This is a genomic window from Sorangium sp. So ce128 (assembly GCF_051525245.1).
GTDB lineage: Bacteria > Myxococcota_A > Polyangia > Polyangiales > Polyangiaceae > Sorangium > Sorangium cellulosum_B.
The window spans coordinates 10,737,552-10,757,370 of sequence record NZ_CP150313.1 but is presented as its reverse complement, the minus strand read 5'-3'; the positions used below and the strand labels follow the sequence as shown (position 1 = coordinate 10,757,370).

Annotated in this window: 18 protein-coding genes; 10 read left to right on the top strand and 8 right to left on the bottom strand. The window is 72.6% G+C overall.

All coding sequences use genetic code 11. The features are described from left to right. Positions 1–2 precede the first annotated feature (2 nt). Positions 3–695, bottom strand: coding sequence for a hypothetical protein (locus tag WME82_RS40775; RefSeq protein WP_437853587.1), 693 nt, complete (start codon positions 693–695; stop codon positions 3–5). A 133-nt stretch (positions 696–828) separates the two neighbouring features. Here WME82_RS40775 and WME82_RS40770 point away from each other — a divergent pair, with 133 nt between their 5' ends. Then, a complete protein-coding gene (locus tag WME82_RS40770; protein ID WP_438039723.1) occupies positions 829–2,199 on the top strand; it encodes an OmpP1/FadL family transporter in 1,371 nt (456 codons plus the stop codon). 81 nt (positions 2,200–2,280) lie between these two features. On the opposite strand, the gene WME82_RS40765 is transcribed toward WME82_RS40770, so the two are convergent. Beyond that, entirely contained in the window at positions 2,281–3,078 is a 798-nt protein-coding gene (locus WME82_RS40765) for a response regulator transcription factor (protein ID WP_438039722.1), read from the bottom strand. Positions 3,079–3,137: 59 nt separating this feature from the next. Between WME82_RS40765 and WME82_RS40760 the strand changes: the two genes are divergently transcribed. From WME82_RS40760 to WME82_RS40750, 3 genes are read left to right on the top strand one after another with little or no spacing between them, the layout of a single operon-like run. After that, the gene (locus WME82_RS40760) at positions 3,138–4,241 is read left to right on the top strand and encodes a DsbA family protein (RefSeq protein ID WP_438039721.1); all 1,104 of its coding nucleotides are present in this window, start codon (positions 3,138–3,140) and stop codon (positions 4,239–4,241) included. Next, positions 4,238–5,014, top strand: coding sequence for a 3'-5' exonuclease (locus WME82_RS40755; RefSeq protein ID WP_437741934.1), 777 nt, complete (start codon positions 4,238–4,240; stop codon positions 5,012–5,014). Before WME82_RS40760 ends, WME82_RS40755 begins: the two co-directional genes overlap by 4 nt. Before the next feature lie 4 nt (positions 5,015–5,018). Then, positions 5,019–5,618, top strand: coding sequence for a hypothetical protein (locus tag WME82_RS40750; RefSeq protein ID WP_438039720.1), 600 nt, complete (start codon positions 5,019–5,021; stop codon positions 5,616–5,618). 25 nt (positions 5,619–5,643) lie between these two features. Here WME82_RS40750 and folK read toward each other — a convergent pair whose 3' ends face one another. From folK to WME82_RS40720, 6 genes are all read right to left on the bottom strand, one after another. Continuing rightward, on the bottom strand, positions 5,644–6,141 hold the full coding sequence (folK, locus tag WME82_RS40745; protein ID WP_437853581.1) for a 2-amino-4-hydroxy-6-hydroxymethyldihydropteridine diphosphokinase: 498 nt from the start codon (positions 6,139–6,141) through the stop codon (positions 5,644–5,646). A gap of 112 nt (positions 6,142–6,253) precedes the next feature. Beyond that, complete coding sequence (locus WME82_RS40740) at positions 6,254–6,619, bottom strand: hypothetical protein (RefSeq protein WP_437741931.1); 366 nt, start codon at positions 6,617–6,619, stop codon at positions 6,254–6,256. A 55-nt stretch (positions 6,620–6,674) separates the two neighbouring features. After that, positions 6,675–7,631 (bottom strand): glutathione synthase, encoded by a 957-nt coding sequence (gene gshB / locus WME82_RS40735; protein WP_437741930.1) that lies wholly within the window; start codon positions 7,629–7,631, stop codon positions 6,675–6,677. A gap of 81 nt (positions 7,632–7,712) precedes the next feature. Then, positions 7,713–8,576, bottom strand: coding sequence for an anti-sigma factor family protein (locus WME82_RS40730; RefSeq protein ID WP_437741929.1), 864 nt, complete (start codon positions 8,574–8,576; stop codon positions 7,713–7,715). Continuing rightward, on the bottom strand, positions 8,573–9,208 hold the full coding sequence (locus WME82_RS40725; protein WP_437545797.1) for a sigma-70 family RNA polymerase sigma factor: 636 nt from the start codon (positions 9,206–9,208) through the stop codon (positions 8,573–8,575). The genes WME82_RS40730 and WME82_RS40725 overlap by 4 nt, the downstream gene beginning before the upstream one ends. Before the next feature lie 85 nt (positions 9,209–9,293). After that, positions 9,294–10,037 carry a polyhydroxyalkanoate synthesis regulator DNA-binding domain-containing protein gene (locus WME82_RS40720; RefSeq protein ID WP_438039719.1) on the bottom strand — a complete coding sequence of 248 codons (744 nt, stop codon included), beginning with the start codon at positions 10,035–10,037 and terminating at the stop codon, positions 9,294–9,296. Between the two features lie 96 nt (positions 10,038–10,133). Here WME82_RS40720 and WME82_RS40715 point away from each other — a divergent pair, with 96 nt between their 5' ends. The 6 genes from WME82_RS40715 to WME82_RS40690 all read left to right on the top strand — a co-directional run bounded on the left by WME82_RS40715 (position 10,134) and on the right by WME82_RS40690 (position 19,517). Then, the gene (locus WME82_RS40715) at positions 10,134–10,925 is read left to right on the top strand and encodes an ABC transporter ATP-binding protein (protein ID WP_438039718.1); all 792 of its coding nucleotides are present in this window, start codon (positions 10,134–10,136) and stop codon (positions 10,923–10,925) included. A gap of 134 nt (positions 10,926–11,059) precedes the next feature. Beyond that, positions 11,060–12,997, top strand: coding sequence for an NADH-quinone oxidoreductase subunit NuoH (gene nuoH / locus WME82_RS40710; protein WP_438039717.1), 1,938 nt, complete (start codon positions 11,060–11,062; stop codon positions 12,995–12,997). 133 nt (positions 12,998–13,130) lie between these two features. Then, positions 13,131–14,861, top strand: coding sequence for a hypothetical protein (locus WME82_RS40705; RefSeq protein WP_438039716.1), 1,731 nt, complete (start codon positions 13,131–13,133; stop codon positions 14,859–14,861). Further along, positions 14,858–16,027 (top strand): trypsin-like peptidase domain-containing protein, encoded by a 1,170-nt coding sequence (locus WME82_RS40700; RefSeq protein WP_438039715.1) that lies wholly within the window; start codon positions 14,858–14,860, stop codon positions 16,025–16,027. Before WME82_RS40705 ends, WME82_RS40700 begins: the two co-directional genes overlap by 4 nt. A gap of 527 nt (positions 16,028–16,554) precedes the next feature. Further along, positions 16,555–17,916: a hypothetical protein gene (locus tag WME82_RS40695; protein WP_438039714.1), complete on the top strand. Its 1,362-nt coding sequence runs from the start codon at positions 16,555–16,557 to the stop codon at positions 17,914–17,916. A gap of 1,463 nt (positions 17,917–19,379) precedes the next feature. Continuing rightward, a complete protein-coding gene (locus WME82_RS40690; protein WP_438039713.1) occupies positions 19,380–19,517 on the top strand; it encodes a hypothetical protein in 138 nt (45 codons plus the stop codon). Positions 19,518–19,819 lie beyond the last annotated feature (302 nt).

Genomic DNA, 19,819 nt, shown 5'->3' with positions numbered 1-19,819 from the left:
GCTCACGGAAGCGGGTTCGCCGGGTCTCTCTTGCAGTTGATGACCGGCGCCGGGTAGCTGCTCGGATCGGCGATTCGCTCCATGGCGAAGGTAGAGCCCTTGAGATTCAGGGGGAGCGGCCTCGCCGTGGTGCCAGTGACAACGCCACAGATGAAGTCGGCGGGCGCGCAGAGGGAGCCGCCGGTCAGCGTGATGGTGGCCTCGAGCTCGCTACCGGAGATGGGGTTGGCGTCGCCCGGCACGACGAGCGTGGGCAGCTGCGCGGTGAACGTCCCATCGGCGGACAGCTCGAAGGGACCCACGTCGAACGGCTCGCCCGTGGGCGTCTTGCGATCGGCGGCCACGAGCGGCTGGAAGGTGAGCGAGAAGCTCAGGCCGCCGTCGCTGGCCTGGGTGGTCAGGCTGGCCACGAAGAGGATAGGGGCCCGCGGGTTGAGATAAGCCGAGAGGCTGAAGAGGAAATCGCCGTCGACGGCGCCCGCTTCCGGCAGGCAGTTGTCCCCGCCGCCTCCAGCGCCGCCATTTCCGTCGCTGCCACCACCACCCTCGCCGCTGCTCTGGTCTTCGCGGATCGTGGTATCGCGAGCTTCGAAGTCATCGTATCTGCCTGCCGGGTCGGCGCAGCCGATGAGGAGCGCCGTGGTGGTGAGGGCAGCTGAGGCGAGCGTTGTCCGGATGGTGCGGGAGAAAAGCATTTGACACCGTGCGAAAGGTGACATTTGACTTGATCGGGTAGAACCTTCCGACGTGGCAGGTGTTGCAACCCTACCATGCAGGGTCCGCCGCAGGCGCCGCATTCCTCCGCCCTCAGAACCGAGAACACCGGATATGTCCATCAACCGCCCCTGTTTCGCGATCTCCGTCGGCCTCCTCGGCGGTCTCGCCTGGACCGGATCCGCGCTCGCCGGTGGGTTCGCGACCGCGCGGTTTGGCGGCGAGCACGGCAACCCGATCACGAGCAATCCGACCGCGGTCTACTACAACCCCGCAGGCCTCGCCGAGAGCGAGGGGATTCATCTGTTCCTGGACGGAAATATCGCGCTGCGCGCCGCGTCCTACACGCACTCGGCGGCGGCGACCGATGACGTGACGGTGCCGCGGGCGAACACGGGGGAGGCGAGCCTGTTCAACGTGGCTGCCTCGCCGATGCTCGGCGCGTCGGCCAGGCTCGGCGATCTGGCGCTGGGCGCAGGCGTCTATGTGCCCTTCGGCGGCGCCGCGTCCTGGGACACGAACGCGACGTTCGAGGGCAATCGCGAGCTCGCCGGGCCGGTGGACGGCGTGCAGCGCTGGCACTCCATCGAGTCTTCGCTCCAGGCGATGTTCTTCACGCTCGCTGCCGCCTACGAGATCCCGGCGCTCCGCCTCAGCCTCGGCCTCTCCGGCAACCTGATTCGAACCCAGGTGAACACCGTGCGCGCCCGCAACGCCTCCGGCGACAACCTCCTTGCGACCGAGGGGCGCTCGCTGCTCGAGGTGAGCGGCTTCCACGCGAGCTTCGGCGTCGGCGCGCTGGTCGAGGCGGTGCCGAAGCAGCTCTGGATCGGCGCGTCGTACCAGTCGCGGCCGAACGTCACGGGGGGAGAGTCGCTCGAGGGCACGCTCACCAACCGCTTCAGCGGCGTGTCGAACTCCCCGAGCGACGTGGAGCTGCACCAGGGTCTGCCGGATATCGTGCGGCTCGGCGCCCGCTTCGTCCCGGCGGAGCGCTTCGAGATCCGGCTCTTCGGCGACTGGACGCGGTGGAGCTCGATGGAAAACCAGTGCCTCACCCAGGTCGGCGCGGCGTGCGCGATCGACCGCGACGGCTTCGCCGGAGAGGGCGCCCGCGTGGTGCAGAACATCCCCCGCCGCTGGAACGACACGTTCGGCGTTCGCGCGGGCTGGAGCCACTGGCCGCGGCCTGCGATCGAGGTCTTCGGCGGCGCCGGGTACGACTCCAACGCAGTTCCGGACGAGACCCTCGATCCATCGGGCGTCGATTTCCATGATGTCTCGTTCGCTCTCGGCGGGCGCTTCCATGTCGCGAAGCAGCTCCACCTCGCCGCGTCGTATACCCACCTGTTCTACGTCAGCCGGGACACCACGGGGGACAGCATCACCGCCGGCCTGCACCCCAACTCGAGGGCTCCCGACTCCGGCGGGCACTACGCGCAGAGCATCGGCGTGATCAACCTCAACGTCGATGTCGCCTTCTGAGCGAGGAACCTGAGCGAGGAACCTGAGCGCGGCGCCCGAGCGCGAGCCCGCGCCGGGGCCGCTGCGCCGCGGCGAGGCGCCTCAGGAGGTGCCTCGCCGGGTCCGGCGGAGCAGGCTGAAGATGCGAGCCCCCAGCTCGGGGGCGCGGAAGGGCTTCACCATGTAGTCGTCGGCGCCGCTGGCGAAGGCCTCGACCATGTCCTGCGAGGAGGCGTGCGCCGTCAGGAAGAGGACCGGAAGATCGCGGAGCCCGGGCTCCTGCCGCAGCGTCCGGCACAGGTCGATGCCGGTCATCTTCGGGAGGTTCCAGTCGAGGACCACGAGGTGAAACGGTGAGCCGCGGACCCGCGCCAGCGCCTCTTCCGCGCTGGCGACGGCGACGACGGCGAGCTCGACCGCCTCGAGCATCGCCGACAGGAGCTCGCGGATGTGGGGGTCGTCGTCGACCACGAGGACCCGTGAGCCTTTGCCCTTCAGCCGAGGCGGCGCAGGAGGCGGCAGCGCCCGGCCCGCCGGGCCGGCGCTCTGGACGCCGGATGACGCGGCGGGCCCGGCCCCGTCCGCGGCGCGGAGGAGCGCCGCGGCGTCGGTGTCGGGCACGGATCCGGGGCGGGGCGCCTCCGTCCGCGCGAAGTGGGCGAGGCGATGCCAGTCGCGCGGCTCGAACGTGAGCCGCGCCCCCTCCGGTGAGACCGACGCGCACGCCGCGGCCGACGTCGCGCGGCGGTTTTCGCCCAGCTCGAAGATGGCGAGCACCCACTCGCCATCGGCCACGACCTCCCCCGCGGGCAGTCCGAGCTCGAGGTCACGCTCCTCCGGATCGCACACGATTTGCTCGAACTGCTGCAGATCCGGGAAGCGGTAGAGGACGCTCCGCACCTCTTGACGCTACACCCGCGCTAGCATCTCGCAAGGGGTCCGACTAAGCTCGCGCCGCGATGTCATTCCTGCGCTGGATGCCGCCGCTCCTCGCGTTGCCGTTGCTCGCGATCGGCGCTACGGGCTGTCCTGGGAACCCGAGCTCGAACGAGCCCAAACCGGCCGCGAGCCCGGAGGTGGCGGTCTCGCTGCCGGGCGTGGACACCTCCTCGCTGACCCCCCGCGAGCGCCGGGAGTGGGGAGCACAGGTCTCCGAGCTGCTCTCCCCTTGCCCGGACACGCCCGTGAGCATCGCGCAGTGCGTGAAGGAGCAGCGCCCGTGCAAGGCGTGCCTCCCCGCCGCGCAGCTCCTGCTCGATCTGGTCAAGGACGGCCGATCGAAGAAAGAGCGCGACGACGCGTTCCACATGCGCTTCGACGCGAACAAGGTGAAGACGCTCGCCACCGACGGCTCGCCGGAGATGGGGCCGCCCGACGCGCCGATCACGATCGTCGAGTGGGCCGACTTCGAGTGCCCGTTCTGCAGGCTGATGGCGCCGCTGCTCGAGGGGCTCGTGAAGCGCTTCGACGGGCAGGTGCGCCTCGTCTTCAAGTTCTACCCGCTCTCGGCGCATGTCCACGGCGAGCCCGCCGCGCGCGCGGCGACCGCCGCGCTCAACCAGGGCAAGTTCTGGGAGATGCACCACCTCCTCTTCGAGAACCAGGACAAGCTGGAGCAGGCCGACCTCGAGCGTTACGCGCAGCGGCTCAAGCTCGATATGGTGAAGTTCCGCGCCGATCTCGTCTCGACCGACACCAAGGCGCGCATCGACAAGGACAAGCTGCAGGCCGACGGGGTCGGGCTCGAGGGGACGCCCCTCGTCTTCATCAACGGCCGCGAGGTCAACCTCCAGCTCCTCTCGAGCCCCGGCGAGGACCTCGAGGCGTGGGTCAAGCTCGAGCTGGAGCTCCTCGGCAAGACGCCGCGGCCAGCGCCCCCGAAGCCAGGCGACGCGTCGCCCTCCGGCAGCGCGATCCCCGCGGCCAGCGCGACCCCAGCAGGCAGCGCGACCCCAGCGGCCAGCGCGACCCCCGCCGCCGGGACCAGCGCGCCGGCGGGCGGCGCGGCGCGCCCCGCGACCTCGGCTGCACCCGCCCAGCCCGCCAAGCCGAGGACGCCGTGAAGGTCGCCGACCCGTGCGGCTGCTTCCCGACGGGCCGGCACTACCCTGGGATCGCGCACCTCCTCAAGGTGCGCGCCGTCGGTGTCGCGTCGGAGATCGACGCGGGCAGCGCCTGGATCGACCAGCCCATCGCCTTCGTCGACGTCGAGACCACGGGGCGCGATCCGGCGGGCGATCGGATCATCGAGCTCGGCATCGTCATCGGCCGCTCCGGGGAGATCCTGACGCGCTACAACTGGCTCATCCACCCGGGGCGGCCCATCCCCGCGGAGAGCACCGCCATCCACGGGATCAAGGACGCGGACGTCGAGGGCAAGCCGTCGTTCGCCGAGGTCGCCGAGGAGATCCTCGGCTGCTTCAAGGGGGCGATCCCCGCGGCGTACAACGCCACCTTCGATCGCTCGTTCCTGCTCGCCGAGCTCGAGCGCGTGGGCATGCGCCCGCGCGAGCCGCCGCCCGCCATGCGGCGCGAGGTCGACTGGGTCGATCCGCTCACGTTCGCCCGCGAGCTCTACAAGAACGAGGAGAGCCGCGCCCTCGGCGACATGGCCGCTCGGCTCGGGATCTCGCTCGAGAAGGCGCACCGCGCGACGGACGACGCCGAGGCGGCGCTCCAGGTCCTGTACGCGCTCGCGAAGGATCCGCGTGTGCCTCGCGCCTATGGCGGCCTGATTCAGGAGCAGCGGCGGCTGGTCCGTCTGCAGGACGAAGCGCGGAAGTTCTGGCGGAAGGCTCCCGCCGCGGCGCCGCCCCCGACCTCGAAGCCCAGCTGACGTCATGGGGGACGCGCCGAAGCGACGCCTCCCGGTCGTCGGCAGCAGCGCGGCAGGCGCGGCGCCTCCTCGGGGCGGCGCGGCAGGCGCGGCGCCTCCTCGGGGCGGCGCGGCAGCGCCGGAGAAGCGCAAGCTCCCCGTACTGCAGAGCAGCGGCGACGACGAGGTCGAGGACCGGCCGCCGTGGCACTGGATCGCGCTCGGGACGGTGGCGATCTTCATCGCGTGGCTGCCGCTCGCGGGCCTCGTCAACACGCTGCTGCGTCGGATGATCGAGCGGGCGGGGGACGCCGGGGCAGAGGGCTCGGTGCGGCTCGCGATGGTGGGGCTCAACGCGATCGCGTTCGCGCTCGCCGGGGTCGCCGGCGGCTACCTCGTGGGGCGGTTCGGCGGGCGCGCCGGGCGGCGCGAGGCCGCCGCAAGCGGCGCCGTAGTCGCGGCGCTCGCCTGGGCGCTCGCCCTCGCCGAGGGCGCGCCGGCGGGCGCGCTGGGGTGGGCGCTGCTGCTGATCGTGGTGGTCATGATCGGCAGCGCGGCGTCGTACGCCGGCGGCCGCGCCGGCCTCCGATCCCGCGCCGCATCCGGCCCGCCGCGCTCGCGCTGAGCGCCGCGCCTGCGCGCCGCGTCGATCAGATCGGATCGAGCTTGCGAATGGGCGCGCTCGCCTCGGGGAGCGCGGCGTACGCGACGGCCGTGCGAGGGTCGCGCGCGTCGGGGGCGACGTCGAGCAGCGGCCTGAGCGCGAACACACGGTCGCAGAGCCGCGGGTGAGGCACCTCGAGATCCGGCTCCGCGACGACCTCGCCCTCGATCCAGAGCAGGTCCAGATCGATCGTGCGCGGCCCCCATCGCACCGGATCGGGGCGCGTCCGCCCGAGCGAGCGCTCCACGGCGAGGGTGCGCTCGAGGATCTGGCGCGCGGGCAGCGACGTGGCGACGAGCACCGCGGCGTTCACGTAGTCGCCCTGCGGAGGGCCGCCTGCGGGCGGGGACTCGTAGCGCGACGACTCGAGGATGACGTCGAGATCGGGATCAGCGCCGAGGGCCGCGATGGCGGCGCGGAGGGTCGTCAGGCGATCGCCCAGGCTCGACCCGAGCCCGATGACGACATGCCGGCGGGATCTCATGGCGAGAACCTACCACGGGCCGCGCGCATCCGGCGGCCCGCGGCGCTCCGCGCGGAGAGCGGGCGCCGCTCCGGAGATCGGCGCGAGGAGGGCGCCGGCGTGACGGTCGCGATCACTCCCCCGGATCGCTGGCGCGGCGTCCTGCGCCGATCCGCCGGCCCTCCGGCCGCGGGGGGAAGACGCGCCGATCCTCGGGGCTGCGGCGCGCGATGGGGGAGCGGCGCTCGACGGACGGATCGCGCTGCGCCGGCTGCGCGCTGCGCTGGAGCCCCACGAACAGCGCGCGCATCTCCTCGAACGTCTCCGGCATGGCGACGGCCACGGTCGCCGCGTGCGTCCGGCACAGGCTGAGCGAGCGCCCCTGGATGACCACGCGCGCCATCCGCGTCCTCGCGCGAGGATCCCCGGGCGCGCCGCCGTCCCGATCGCCCTGCTCGCCGTCGCTGCAGACGGCACACCGCTCGAATGAGTCGCCCATGGGGGAGCCTTCGCAGAGGCGGGCGCTCCGGGCCAACTTTCCGGAGCGGGGTGGCTCACGCGCGCGCGGCCTGGCCGCGCGCCCGCTCCTCGGCCCAGGCGATCACCCTCGCCGCCGGATCCGCGCCGGTGAAGCGCCCGAGCTCCTGGATGCCCGTCGGGCTCGTGACGTTCACCTCGGTCAGGCGCTCGCCGATGACGTCGAGGCCCACGAAGAAGAGGCCGTCGGCGCGGAGGCGAGGCGCGACCGCGCGGACGAGATCGAGCTCGCGCGGCGAGAGCTCCGTCGAGACCACGCGCCCGCCGACGTGGATGTTCGAGCGGTGATCGTCGTCGCGGGGCACCCGGAGGATGGCGCCGAGCAGCTCGCCGTCGAGCAAGAGGACGCGCTTGTCGCCGTGGACGACGGCGGGCAGGTACTCCTGGACCATGGCGAGGCGGTGCCCCTCGTTCGTCATCATGTCCGCGATGGCGCGCGCGTTCTTGTCGCGCTCGTTGATCTGCAGCACGCCGAGGCCGCCCGCGCCGTCGAGCGGCTTGATCACCGCCGTGCCGCCGAGGGCGCGCACGAACGCGTGGATCTGCTCGCGGTCCGCGGTGACCAGCGTCCTCGGCGTCCACTCGGGGAAGTTCAGCGCGTAGAGCTTCTCGTTGGCGTCGCGCAGCCCGCGGGGGTCGTTCACGATGAGCGGGCAGCGCCGCGCGCGCTCCAGGATCAGCGTCGCGTACAGGTAGCTGCGATCGAACGGCGGGTCCTTGCGGATGAAGATGGCGTCCACGTCCGCGAGCCGGAGCCGCTGCGCGCCCCCCGCCAGCGAGATGAACGGGGGCGCGTCGCCGATGAGCACCGGCGAGGCCGAGGCGTGCGCCTCGCCGCCCTCGATCGAGAGGTCGCGCGGCAAGCAGTGGTAGCTCTCGTGGCCGCGCGCCTGCGCCGCTCGGATGAAGGCGAACGACGTGTCCTTGTCGTGCGTCACGCGGCTCAGCGGATCCATGACGAAGACGAAGCGCATGCGGTCTCTCGCGGTAGGGTTGGTCGGGGTTATCGAGGGAGGGAGGGGACGGCGCCCGCTGTAGAGCGAGCGCCGGTGCGCTCACTGCATCGCAGCGAGGACGAGCTGCGTGCTGACGTCGTCGCCGAGATCCGAGGCGAGCGCGTAGCCGACGCCGCTGCGCTCGGCGGCGGCGACCGAGTAGCCGTTGATGTTGCCCACGTAGACGGGGCGCTCGCGCACGACGCGCGGCTGCAGGATCGGCTGCGCCTTCTGCACCGGGACCGCGCGCGAGTTGAACATGTAGACCGTCACGCGGTGGTTGCCCCGCACCACGAACTGGAGCAGCGCGGCGCGCCGATCGCGCATCGTGTGCACGCGGGCGCCCATGAAGTTCGCCGGTATCGACTGGAACTGCGGCCTGCGGACCGGGACGCCGACGAACGGATCGAAGCGCGGGAGGTCCTCCGGGTTGGTCGTCTCCGGCGGCAGCGGCTGCGCGTGCTGGGTGACGAGATCGTCGAGCAGGACCTCGACGCTCTCGGCGCGCGTGAGATCGGCCGCCGCCCTCGCGGCGTCCGCCTTCGCGGCCTCCGCCGGCGCGTCCGGCCGCCGCGCCACGCCCACGACGAAGACGACGCCCGCCGCCGCGGCGAGCGCGATCGCGTACCCCCTGTGCACGAGGCGCGGCCTCGCCTCGGCCGACTGCGCCGCGTCGCGCGCCTGCTCGTGCGCCACCGCCGCGGCGACGCGCGCCCGCAGCGCGTCCGGGCACCCCGACGGCCGCGCCCGCTTCAGGCTCGCCCGCAGCGAGCGCAAGAGCCTCACCTGCTCGAAGCACGGAGGGCACTGGACGAGGTGGGACTCGAGATCGATGGCGTGGTCCGGATCCAGCTCGCTGTCGACGTAGGCGGACAGCGCGTGGTCGAACCGCGAACAGCTCTCGATCGATTTCGCAGCGCTCATGCGGCACCCCGCTTCCGCTTGCGGTACGCGTCCAGGTCGGCGGGCGCGTCCTTCGCAGCGTCTTCGCTGACGATGCCCATCAGGACCGCGTGCTCGCGCAGCGTCTTCTGGAGGAGCTTGCGGCCCCTGTGCAGGCGCGACATCACCGTGCCGATGGGGCAGCCCATCGCCTCGGCGATCTCCTTGTAGGAGAGCTCCTCGATGTCCGAGAGCACCACGGCCAGCCGGAACTCCTCGGGCAGGGCGTCGAGGGCGCGCTGCACCTCCGCCTCCACGAGCGGCGTGAGCGCCTGGGTCTCCGGATCGCGCATCGCGCGCATCGTCGTCGCGCCGACCCACGCATCGGTGAGCGGCTCGGCGTCGGGGCCGTCGAAGATGCCTCGCTCGAGGCCCCCGCGACGGTACCGGTTGATGAACGTGTTCGTCAGGATCCGAAGCAGCCAGGCCTTGAGGTTGGTGCCCGGCTCGAACTGATCCCGGGCTCGCATCGCCTTGACGATGGTGTCCTGGACCAGATCCTCCGCCTCCGTCGAGCTCTTCGTCATCCGGCAGCTCACGCCGTAAAGCGTGTCCAGATGACCCAGCAGCTCGATCTCGAAGGCGTCGGCTCGGCCACCATCGGTGCTGGCCAACGACAGGTCCTGCGCTACGGACGCAGGTTTCTTGCTGAAGAAGAACGGCATGGGCTCGCCCGGGGGAACAGAGGAGCGCCCAGGGCTATTCCAGCCTGCTCTCGCCCCCCGGACCCTCGCCCGCGGGTTCGTCCGCGCCGGAGCTCTCCTGGTGCGGAGCCGCGCCCTCGATGGGTTCACCCGCGCGTCCCTGGAGCTTCGCCTCCAGCTCGTCAATGCGCTGCGACAGGCGCTTGACATCGGACTGGAGATCGCGGACCAGCCCGAGGCCCGGGAGGATGGCCCGGATGCGCTCGTCGACGGCCTGCTGCCACTGATCGAGCGTCTGCTTCGAGCTCTCGACGATCCCGCTCAGGCGCCCCTTCGCGTGGCTCGACCTGTCCGTGTCGAGCGGCGGGGGCGGATGGGACGAGGGCGACGCGGGCGCCGCCTGCTCCGTCCCCGGGGCGGGCGCCGTTCCTGGCGCCGCCACGCCGCCCTCGCCAGGGACCGCGCCGGGGATGAGCCGGCCGATCGGGCCCTCGCGCAGCTGCGAGAGCAGCCGCTCGCCACGCTCCTGGATCAGATCTCTCAGCGTGCCGAGCGGGACCGAGCGCGGCTGCGATTTGAGATCTTCCGAGATGATCAGCGCCAGCGTGACCTCGGTCTTGTCCTCCTTGGTCGCGTTGTCGATGATCTGGACCTCTTCGCCAGCCCGGACCATCTCCCCTATCTGCTGCAGGGTGACGTAACGACTGTCCTTCGTGTCGTAGAGCTTCCGATTGGAGTAGCGCTTAATAACGCGACGCGGTACCTCGCCGCCTCCCAGAGTCTCCTTCGCCGTTTCCATCTCCTCTACGCCTCGAGTCGATTGGACCACCGCAAGAAACCTCGCGCAAGGGAAGATCACTCGATATCACTCAAATCATTCGACAAAAGAGACCGCGTGCAGGGGCCGGCGATCGATCTGCGTGACGTGGCCGCGAGCTATCCCACCGGGAGGCTGGCGCTGGAGGGGATCAGCCTGGATGTGCGCGCGGGCGAGCTCTGCGCCGTCCTGGGGCCGAACGGCGCGGGAAAATCGACGCTGGTCCGGGTCCTCTCCGGGGCCCTGCGGCCGGCGCGGGGCGAGGCGACCCTGCTGGGGAGGCCGCTCGCCGGCATGGACCGGCGGGCGATCGCGCGGTGCGTGGCGGTCGTGCCGCAGGGGATCGCCTCGGCGCCCGGCTTCACGGTGCGCGAGGTCGTCATGATGGGCCGCGCGCCCCACCAGGGCGCGTGGATGCTCGCCGCCGGCCGGGACGAAGAGGCGGTCGCCCGCGCCCTCGACGCCTGCGATCTCGTGGGGCTCGCGGCGAGGCCGGTGGCCGAGCTCTCCGGCGGCGAGCAGAAGCGGGTGGCCATCGCCCGCGCGCTCGCGCAGGAGGCGCAGGTGCTGATCCTCGACGAGCCCGGGGCGCACCTCGACATCCGCCACTCGATCGAGGTCCACGAGGTCGTGCGCAGGGAGGTGGCCGAGCGGCGCCTCGCCTGCGTCGCGGTGCTGCACGATCTCAACGCGGCCGCCCAGTACGCCGACCGCGTGGCGCTCCTCAAGGCCGGGCGGCTGGTCGCCCACGGCACCGTCGAGGAGGTGATGACCTACCGCCGGCTCAAGGACGTGTTCGAGGCAGAGCTCTACGTGGGCGTGAACGAGCTCGACGGCAGCCGGTACTTCCTCCCCGTCCGAGGCCGGTAGGTAAGTCGGTAAGTAGTAGGTAGACAGCGCGAGCAGGAGCGCTTTTCTCCGCATTCTCGACCGCGCGAGCGGCGCGGTTTATAAGCGGCACCATGCGCGGATCTCCTCCCTGGAGAGCTCTCTCTCGAGGCTTCTTGCCGTGCCTCCTGGCCCTCCTCGCGCTGCTCGGCGCGGCCGGCTGCGCCGAGCGCAGGACGGCGCCCGAGCTCCTGAGCGTCGTCGACGTCGTGCCGCGCGAGGTCGACCTCGGCGACCGCATCGAGATCCTCGGGACCAACCTGCCCACCGCCGAGGCGAAGGAGGCGGTCGTCACGTTCCGCGGCACCCTCCGCCGCCCCGGCCAGGCGCCGCTCACCGGCCAGAGCATCGAGATCGAGGGCGCGCAGGTCAGCAGCACGAAGATCTCGCTGGTCTTCTCCGAGGGCCTGCAATCCCGCTTCGCCGGCCGCGGCGACGACGCGGTGCACACGACCTTCCACGGCGACGTCGTCGTCGAGATCCCCGCGACCGCGCAGGGGGCGCTCCCCGTGAACGGCACGGTGAGGGGCGTCACGATGGACTTCCTCCCGCCGACCCCGCGCCGCGCCGTCATCGAGGCGCGCGTGAAGGAGGGGGCGCGCGCGCTCGCGTTCTTCGGCGTCGAGGTCGCGGCCGAGTCGCCGCCCGCCGGCGGGCTCGTCGTGACGGGCGTGCGCGACGGGAGCCCGGCGGGTCAGGCAGGGCTCCAGCCCGGCGACGTCATCACGCGCTTCGAGGGCGTGAAGGTCCTCTCGAAGGGCGACGTGATCCCGAGCGGCCACGAGCGGCGGTCGGCGGTCGGGATCCGCCGGGGCGGCGCGACCCCGTCCGAGATCGAGCTCTCGACCGAGGGGTTCCACGCGAGCGCGCCCGCCGATCTGCTCGGCGCCGGGATCCTCCTCGGCGTGGCCGCCGCGATCATCCTGCTCTTCATGGCGCCGACCGCGGGGATCATCACCTGGGTCGAGCGCCGCGTCTCGGCGCGCATGCAGTCCCGCATCGGGCCGAACCGCGCCGGGCCGCAGGGCTTCCTCGTGTGGGTCGCCGACGGGATCAAGTCGATCATGAAGGAGGACATCATCCCGGCCGAGAGCGACAAGGCGCTCTTCCGGCTCGCGCCCTACCTCGTGTTCGTCGGCGTGTCGGCCACGTTCGTCGTCATGCCGTTCGGCCAGTACCTCATCGCGGCCGACCTCGACATCGGGATCCTCTTCGTGATCGCCGTGACGTCGCTGGTCACCATCGGCCTCATGACCGGCGGCTGGGCGTCGAACAACAAGTGGTCGCTCCTCGGCGGGATCCGCTCGGCGGCGCAGATCATCAGCTACGAGATCCCCGGCGCGGTCGCGATCGTGTGCATCGTGATGATGACGGGCTCGCTGCGGCTCCAGGACATCATCGGCGCCCAGGGCGGCGCCGGGCCCTCGCTCCTCGACGTGGGCGGCTGGCCCTGGCACTGGTTCGTCTTCCGCAACCCGATCACGTTCGCGCTGTTCTTCCTCTATTTCACGACGGCGCTCGCGGAGGGCAACCGCGCGCCGTTCGACCTGCCCGAGGCGGAGAGCGAGCTCGTGGCCGGCTACTCGACCGAGTACTCCGGCATGCGGTACCTCTTCTTCTTCTTCGCCGAGTGGGCGAACGTCTTCGTGATGTGCGGCATCGCGAGCGCGCTCTTCCTCGGGGGCTGGCAGATCCCCGGCGTCTCGCCGGCCCAGCAGGAGGCGAGCTTCGGGCTCCAGCTCGTCGGCGTCTTCCTCTTCCTGCTGAAGAGCTGGGCCCTCGTCTTCGTGGTCATCTGGATCCGCTGGACGCTGCCGCGCGTCCGCATCGACCAGATGATGAACCTCTGCTGGAAGTGGTTCGTCCCGCTGTCGTTCGCGGCCTTCCTTCTGACGGCGCTCTGGATGGTGATCGGCGTCAGCAAGACGGTCCAGCTCGTCATCAGCGTCGTCACCTTCGCCGCCTGGGCGTACCTGTTCATCCACTTCATCCGCAGGGTCCAGCACAACCTGCGGGAGGCCAAGGTTGCGCTCCGCCTGAATCCGTTCCTCTGAGCGCAAACCGCGGTGCCACCTCGGCCTTGCGCTGAGGTATGCTGTCGGCGTGGCGGTCCCCTCGAGCCCGGCCTCCGACTTCTGCTCCGCGTGCGGGTTCCCGCTGCGTGGGCCGCGGTGTGAGGCGTGCGGGGTGGATCGGTCGCCTGTGCTCTCCGCCTCGCGCAAGCCGCCCGCGGACGCGGACTGGGACGGGAGCTCGATCGACGCCTGGCGCACGCGCGACCCGGTGCGCTTCGTCGCGCACTGCGCCTCCGCGGAGGCCGGGGCGAGCCTCCAGGCGACGACGCTGCAGGAGGGCGTGGGGTGGATCGTTCCGCTCGGGGCGATGACGCTCTTCGTCTCGCTCGACGCGGCGAACGAGCGGGTGTCGATCGACGTCCCCGTCGTGCGCGTCGCGGAGCGGCACCGGGTGCCGCTGCTCAGGACGGCGCTGGAGCTGTCGAGCGGCCCCGAGCCGTTCCGGCTGTGCATGCGGGAGGATCTGCTGCTGCTCCGCCGCGTCGGCCGCGTCGCCGCCTTCACGCCGGAGGCGCTGCGCCAGGCGCTGCGCGAGAGCGGCGAGGCGGCGCAGCGGCTCGGGGAGACGATGGGCGCGTGGTTCGACGCGCGGCCGCCGTTCTCCGAGGAGCAGCGGGCGAGCCTCACGTGGGCCTCCGCCGGCCGCGCCCGGCCGCTCAAGAGCTTCACGCTCCCGCCCTCGCCTGCCCGCCCGCAGAGCGCTCCGTCGGTGCGGGCCGGCGCGCCGGCGACGCCGGTCTCGGGGGCGCGGACGCCGCTCGAGGAGCTGGCGGCGTGGGCGGCGCCCCCCTTGCCGCGCCTGCCCGAGTCGGTCGCGCGCCCCATCCGCGACGCGGACGCGATCCCCGACATCCTGTCCCCGTTCCTGGCGTCGGCGCCGGCGCCGATGCCGGCGCCGAGCGCCGCGTCGTCGAAGAACGGCGGCGCGCCCGCGCCCAAGGCCGGCATCCTCCCGCCGGCGCACGACGCCGGCGGGGCGTCGAAGGCGATCGGCGGCGTCGCGAGCCCGGGGTCCGAGGGCGGCGCAGCGAAGCCGGCTCCGGGGAGCGCGGCGGCCGCAGCGCCGCTGTCGGGTGAGCAGGCGGCGGCCGCGGAGACGCCGGCGCAGGTCAGCGATCGCCGCAGCGCGCGCACCGTGCCCTTTCGTCGCTCGTCCTCCATCATGGCGGCGACGCCGCTGTCGGTGCGCCCGCCCGCGCTGCCGGAGGTGGAGATCGAGCCTCCGTCGCGCCGGAGCATCCCGTCCCGCCCGGAGTCGGCGAACGCGGCGGCCGATCGGTTCTGCCAGCTGCTCCGGGACGCGCAGGTGCTCGGCGCGGCGCTCAGCTTCCAGGAGCGGCCGGGCGTCATGGTGCTCCTCATCCGCTGCACGGTCTTCCGCGCGATCTACGAGCACGGCGAGGCGATGCCCGACGCGGTGGCGCACCTCTACCGCTGCACGGCGGCCGCGACCCGCGAGCTCATCCAGGCCGAGGGCGGCGCGCGCCGCGGGAACACCGCGGGCGTCGCGGAGCCGGCGCTCCTCGCGATGGAGCGGCTCGTGGCGGTGCGCGGCCAGGTGCCCGAGGAGAAGCCGCTCCACATCGATCCGCTCACCACGGCGGCGCTCGCGCGCGAGCACCTCGGCCGCTACCTGCGCGAGATCGAGCGCGCGCCGGCCGACCCGATGCTCCGGCACTTCCTCGCGATCGGGGCCCTGTCCGAGCTGCTGGTGCGCACGAAGCTGCCCGCCAAGACCGAGCAGCGGCTGCGCGACATCGTCGCCTACGCGCAGCGGGACGGCGCCAAACCCGGCACGATCGAGCTGCTGATGACGGCGCTCTCGAGGATCGTCGCGCAATGACGTCGCAGCTGGCGGCGCACGGCGACGGCGATCTCGCGCTGCTCCACGAGCGCGTCGCCCGCGCCCGCCGCTCGGTGGTGGCGATCCGCGCCGGCGCGCTCGTGACGACCGGCTGGGTGGCGCTCGGCAACGGCGTCGTGGTGGCGAGCCGGCGCGGGCTCGGCTACCCGACGGAGGTCGCGCTGACGTTCGAGGACGGGCGGGGCATGGCGGGGCGGGTGATCGCTGCGGACGTGGGCCGCGACGTGGCGCTCGTCGCGCCGGCCGATCCGCCCGGCGTCGCGGCGCTCGCCGCCCGCGCGGCGGCCGAGCCGCGGCTCGGCGAGCGCGCCGCGGTGCTGAGCTGCCTCCCGGGGCAGAGCCTGCGCCTCGCGGTCGCGCGGGTCTGCCACGTGGCGCGCAAGGTCGACGGGCAGCTCCCGGCGTTCGAGCTCGACGTGGCGGCGCCCCTCGGCGCGCCGGTGCTCGATCCCGAGGGGCGGGTGATCGGCGTGGTCGCGGCGCTGTCCGGCGCGGCCGGGGAGCTCGCGGGTCACTGCGTGGTGGTCCCGGCGGGCGCGTTCCAGCCGCTGCTCGCCCTGGGGGATCGGCCGCTCTCGGAGCTCAGGGATCGGGCGCCTGTGTACCGCTGCCCGGCGTGCGAGGAGCCGTTCGACGTCGAGTGCGACCGGTGCCTGGGCTGCGGCCGCCTGCTGCCGCACGCGTACCCGCCGTGCCCGGCGCGCGCGGGCGTCGAGCGGGTGATCCGGCAGGGCCTGTCGGCGCTCGGGCTCATCGCCAACCGGGTGCGTGTCGGTCCGAGGGCGTGGCGCATCGCGCAGCGGCCGTACCCCACGGCGGAGGCGGCGACGCAGGTGGACATCGAGATCGACGAGGCGGGGCGCCTGCTGACGCTGCGCGCGCCGGTCGTGGGGCTGCCTGCGGCGAACCACGAGCCGTTCTACCGGTTCCTGCTCACGATGAACGACCAGACGACGGGGGAGTTCCGCGTGTCGCTCACGGGCGACGAGGTGTCGGCGTCGTGCGTGGCGTCGCTGGAGGGCTGCGCGGACCACGACGTGGCGCTGCTCATCGATGGGCTCGTGCAGATGGCCGACGAGTACCGGAGGACGCTGGCGGAGACGTTCGACGCGGCGCCCAGGTTCGAGTCGGCGGCGGGGCGCTGAGGGGAGAGCCCTCGGCCTTAACCAAGTGCGTTCAGGGCCCCGCGCTCGCCCCCCAGCAGTCGCCGTCGTGGTCGTGGTCGTGGTCGTGGTCGTCAACGGCGATGCGGTGTCGCCCATGGTGGTGCCGTCCGTCCAGGCGATGCCACCAGGTGTCCATTGCCTCTTCTCGACGTGTTTTCTCATGCCTTGAGGGCTTCTCCCCACTCTCCGCCTCCCTGTCGCCCCCAACCCCAGCGTCATTGCAGGCTCGTACTTCGGCCGCGTAATCTCGGGCGCCATGAAACGCCGTTTCGCGGGCGCGTCGGGAGCCACGATCTCCGGTCTCGCGCTGAGCTGGGCGATGATCTCGTGCGGCGCCGCCGTCGGTTAATTCCGACGACTGCGCCGAGATCTTCAGCTGCGAGCCGCCGCCGTCCTCCCCGCCGCCGTGTGCCGGCGACCCCGCCACGGCGCGGGCGAAAGAGGAGTGCGGCGTCTTCGTCGCGGGCCACGGAGACGACGCCCGCGCGGGGACGAAGCAAGAGCCGGTGAAGACGTTGCAGCACGCTGTCCAGAAGGCGCTGCTGGAGGGCAAGCCGCACGTCTACGCGTGCGCCGAGGACTTCCACGAGGCGGTGCGCCTTCCGTCGGGCGTCGAGATCTGGGGAGGCCGCGCCTGCGAGCGTGAGGACTGGGCCTTCCTGGGCGCGGACCACCCGACCGTCGTGGCGCCGCCCGCCGGCCGCGTGCCGATCCGGGTGCATGCCCATGGCGCCGTCCTCTCGGACCTCTTTTCCAGCGACCCGCGCTCGCTCCTGTTCGGCGTGCGGCTCGTGGCGGCGGATGCGATCGAGCCGGGTGGCTCGTCCATCGCGCTGGTCGTGACGGACGACGCCGAGGTGGAGGTGAGGTGGAGCGAAATCTTCGCGGGCAACGGCGCGCCCGGCGCACCCGGGGAGGACGCGCCGCTCGACGTCGCGGAGGACGGCGCGCCTGGGAATCACGGCGCTGCGGTCTGCTCGGACGATCTCGTCGATGGCGCCTTGCCCACGGTGACGCTGTGCCCCGACGGCAGCACGTCGATCGGCGGTCGCGGCGGCTTCGGCGATCGCGGTCGCGGCGGCGACGGCGAGAACGGCGCGGTGATAGAGCGTGATCCCGCGCTGGCTCCGCTGGTCGGCGGCCACGGCGGAAAGGGGGTAGCCGGGACCGACGCGTGTGACGCGGGCGAGACCGGACAGGACGGCGCAGCGGGCGCGTCGCGCGAGGGCGGCGAGCAGATGGCCGCGCGCGCCAGCGCCGAAGGGTGGCACGGCGCCTGGGGCGAAGCGGGGACGCCTGGCACGATCGGCCGGGGCGGCGGCGGCGGCGGCGGAACGCGAGGGAGCGGCGTCTGCGCGAGCACGGAGCCCCAGGGCGGCGCGTCCGGCGGCTCGGGCGGGGGCGGCGGCTGCGGTGGTCGCGGGGGCGGCGCCGGGCAGGCGGGCGGATCGAGCATTGGCATCCTCACCGTGGGGGCGAAGGTGGTCGTCGAGCACTCGAGCATCGACGTGGGGATGGGGGGCGACGGCGGGCGCGGCGGACGCGGGCAGGCTGGTGGGTACGGCTGGCCGGGCGGCGTCGGCGGATTGGCCGCGATGAACCAGGGAGAGCCCGTGTTCGCCTGCGAGGGCGGCCACGGAGGGCGGGGCGGCCCCGGCGGCGGCGGCGGCGGCGGGCTCGGGGGATACTCCCTCGGCGTCGCCCGAGTGCACGGCGGCATCGATCTCAAGGAGAGCACGGTCGTTGCGCTGGCCAAGGTGGGCCACGGAGGGGCGACTGGCGGCTCCGACCCACGGCTCGGCCAAGGAGAGGACGGCCTCGCCCAGGAGATCTGGTCGTTGGAGCAGCTGATCGAGGCACCGCGGTGAACCGCGGCGTGCCCATGCCGAATCGCCGATTCGCGAGGGAGAACGATGCAACAGAGGGTAGTGGCGGGGGCGGCGGTGCTGTTGGCGCTCGCCTCCGCGGCGTGTGGAACCGCCGACCGCTGCGACGGTGGGGTGTGGTGTGGTGGGGCAGCGCCGACGGAGGCCGACTGTATCGAGGCGCTCGCCGCGCACAGGGCGGTCGACGGCTGCGGCGTCTTCGCTGCCTCCGGAGCGGTCGAGGGGGGGAATGGCACCTGGTCCAACCCGGTGAGATCGCTAGTGCGCGCGATCGAACTCGCGCGCGCGGGCCGGCGCCGCGTGTTCGTGTGCAACCAAGCGGACATGTCAGAGAGCCTGACCGTTCCCTCAGGGATCGATATCCACGGTGGGTTCAATTGCTATGACCGCTGGCGGTACGAGGGGGACGAGGAGCGGACGAGGATCGTCACCAGGCACAAACAAGGCCCGCATGCCATCGTGCCGGACGAGGGCGAGCGCCAGGGACTCGACGACGGCGTCACGACGTTCACGGATGTGGACTTCCAGCTGTTCGGCATCCCGGCGCCCAGCCAGACGACGTTCGGGATCTTCGTCGAGTCCAACGCCGCGGTGGAGCTGATCCGGAGCAGCCTCATGGTCACGGAGGGCGGATCGGGGCTCGATGGAGGCCCGGATAGCACGATCCCGCCCAGCACGATCCCGGAGGAGCGTGCGCGCGACGGAGTGGACGGGAATCCGGGGGGCGATGCCTGCTCGGCCGACATCGTGCCTGGCGGCGCTCCGGTCACCACCGTCTGCGAGGACGGCTCCGGGTCCACGGGCGGCAAAGGGGGCGATGGCCGCACAGATCGCGGCGACGCCGGGAGCGACGGGACGCCGCTTCCCAGCCCGAACCCAGATGGAGCGGGCCTCGGAGGCGCCGCGGGGACGGAGGGGCATGCGTGCGGGCACGGGGCATGGGGGCAGCATGGGCAGCCCGGCGCGGACGGTCGAAGCGGGCGCGGCCCGGGGCAGCTGACCCGAGCGGGCTGGGTGGGCGAGAGCGGCGCCGACGGAAAGGACGGCGTGCACGGAATGGGCGGCGGGGGCGGGGGCTCCAACTATCGCTCAGGCGGGTGCGGAGGGTCGCTGAACGGCCGTGGGTCCGGCGGGTCCGGCGGCTCCGGCGGTTGCGGCGGGAAGGGGGGCCGCGGGGGCGGCTATGGGGGCGGCACCATCGGCATTATCGCCTTCGCTGGCGCCAAGGTGGCGCTGCGCGACGTCGCGATCGAAACCCTCGGCGGCGGCAACGGCGGCCTGGGTGGTCGCGGACAGTACGGCGGGCTCGGCGGGCGTGGTGGAATCGGCGGAGAGGGACAGCCGGGGAGCAGTTCCTGGGGCTGCGACGGCAGTGGAGGGGGCCAGGGCGGCCCCGGGGGATACGCCGGCGGTGGGACGGGGGGCCATCGATCGGCATCGCCTACATGGACGAGGATCGGCTCGCCCTGGAGGACGTCACCTTCACGATCGGCCCGCCGGGCAGGGGCGGGCCAACCGATAAGCCCGACGGCGACAAGGGCGACGACGGCTTCGCCGTCGAGACATACCGCTTCACGCCGTGAGCCCGGCCGGCGTCGCGCCCGTCGGGCTCGTTCGGGATACGGCAGCCGACGGGCGGAAACGGTAGCTGCGCCTGTCCGGCGAGCGGATGCCGACGGGTCTGCGCCGGATGACGACAGGTTCCACCTCGGATGACGATGAACCCCCCGTCGGATGACGGCGGGTACCCGCCTCGATGACGACGTCTCCGGGCCGGATGACGATGGCTCGCCGCCCAATGCCGATGGGCTCCGGCCGGATGCTGATGGGCTCCGGTCGCATGCCGGCGGGCACCAGCCCCGATGTCGATGTCTCCGGGTCGGGT

Excerpts from the sequence above, each read along its gene's own strand:
- WME82_RS40775 (WP_437853587.1), bottom strand. The coding sequence starts at position 695 with ATGCTTTTCTCCCGCACCATCCGGACAACGCTCGCCTCAGCTGCCCTC.
- WME82_RS40770 (WP_438039723.1), top strand. The coding sequence starts at position 829 with ATGTCCATCAACCGCCCCTGTTTCGCGATCTCCGTCGGCCTCCTCGGC.
- WME82_RS40760 (WP_438039721.1), top strand. The coding sequence starts at position 3,138 with ATGTCATTCCTGCGCTGGATGCCGCCGCTCCTCGCGTTGCCGTTGCTC.
- WME82_RS40750 (WP_438039720.1), top strand. The coding sequence starts at position 5,019 with ATGGGGGACGCGCCGAAGCGACGCCTCCCGGTCGTCGGCAGCAGCGCG.
- folK (WP_437853581.1), bottom strand. The coding sequence starts at position 6,141 with ATGAGATCCCGCCGGCATGTCGTCATCGGGCTCGGGTCGAGCCTGGGC.
- WME82_RS40740 (WP_437741931.1), bottom strand. The coding sequence starts at position 6,619 with ATGGGCGACTCATTCGAGCGGTGTGCCGTCTGCAGCGACGGCGAGCAG.
- gshB (WP_437741930.1), bottom strand. The coding sequence starts at position 7,631 with ATGCGCTTCGTCTTCGTCATGGATCCGCTGAGCCGCGTGACGCACGAC.
- WME82_RS40730 (WP_437741929.1), bottom strand. The coding sequence starts at position 8,576 with ATGAGCGCTGCGAAATCGATCGAGAGCTGTTCGCGGTTCGACCACGCG.
- WME82_RS40720 (WP_438039719.1), bottom strand. The coding sequence starts at position 10,037 with ATGGAAACGGCGAAGGAGACTCTGGGAGGCGGCGAGGTACCGCGTCGC.
- WME82_RS40700 (WP_438039715.1), top strand. The coding sequence starts at position 14,858 with ATGACGTCGCAGCTGGCGGCGCACGGCGACGGCGATCTCGCGCTGCTC.
- WME82_RS40690 (WP_438039713.1), top strand. The coding sequence starts at position 19,380 with ATGGACGAGGATCGGCTCGCCCTGGAGGACGTCACCTTCACGATCGGC.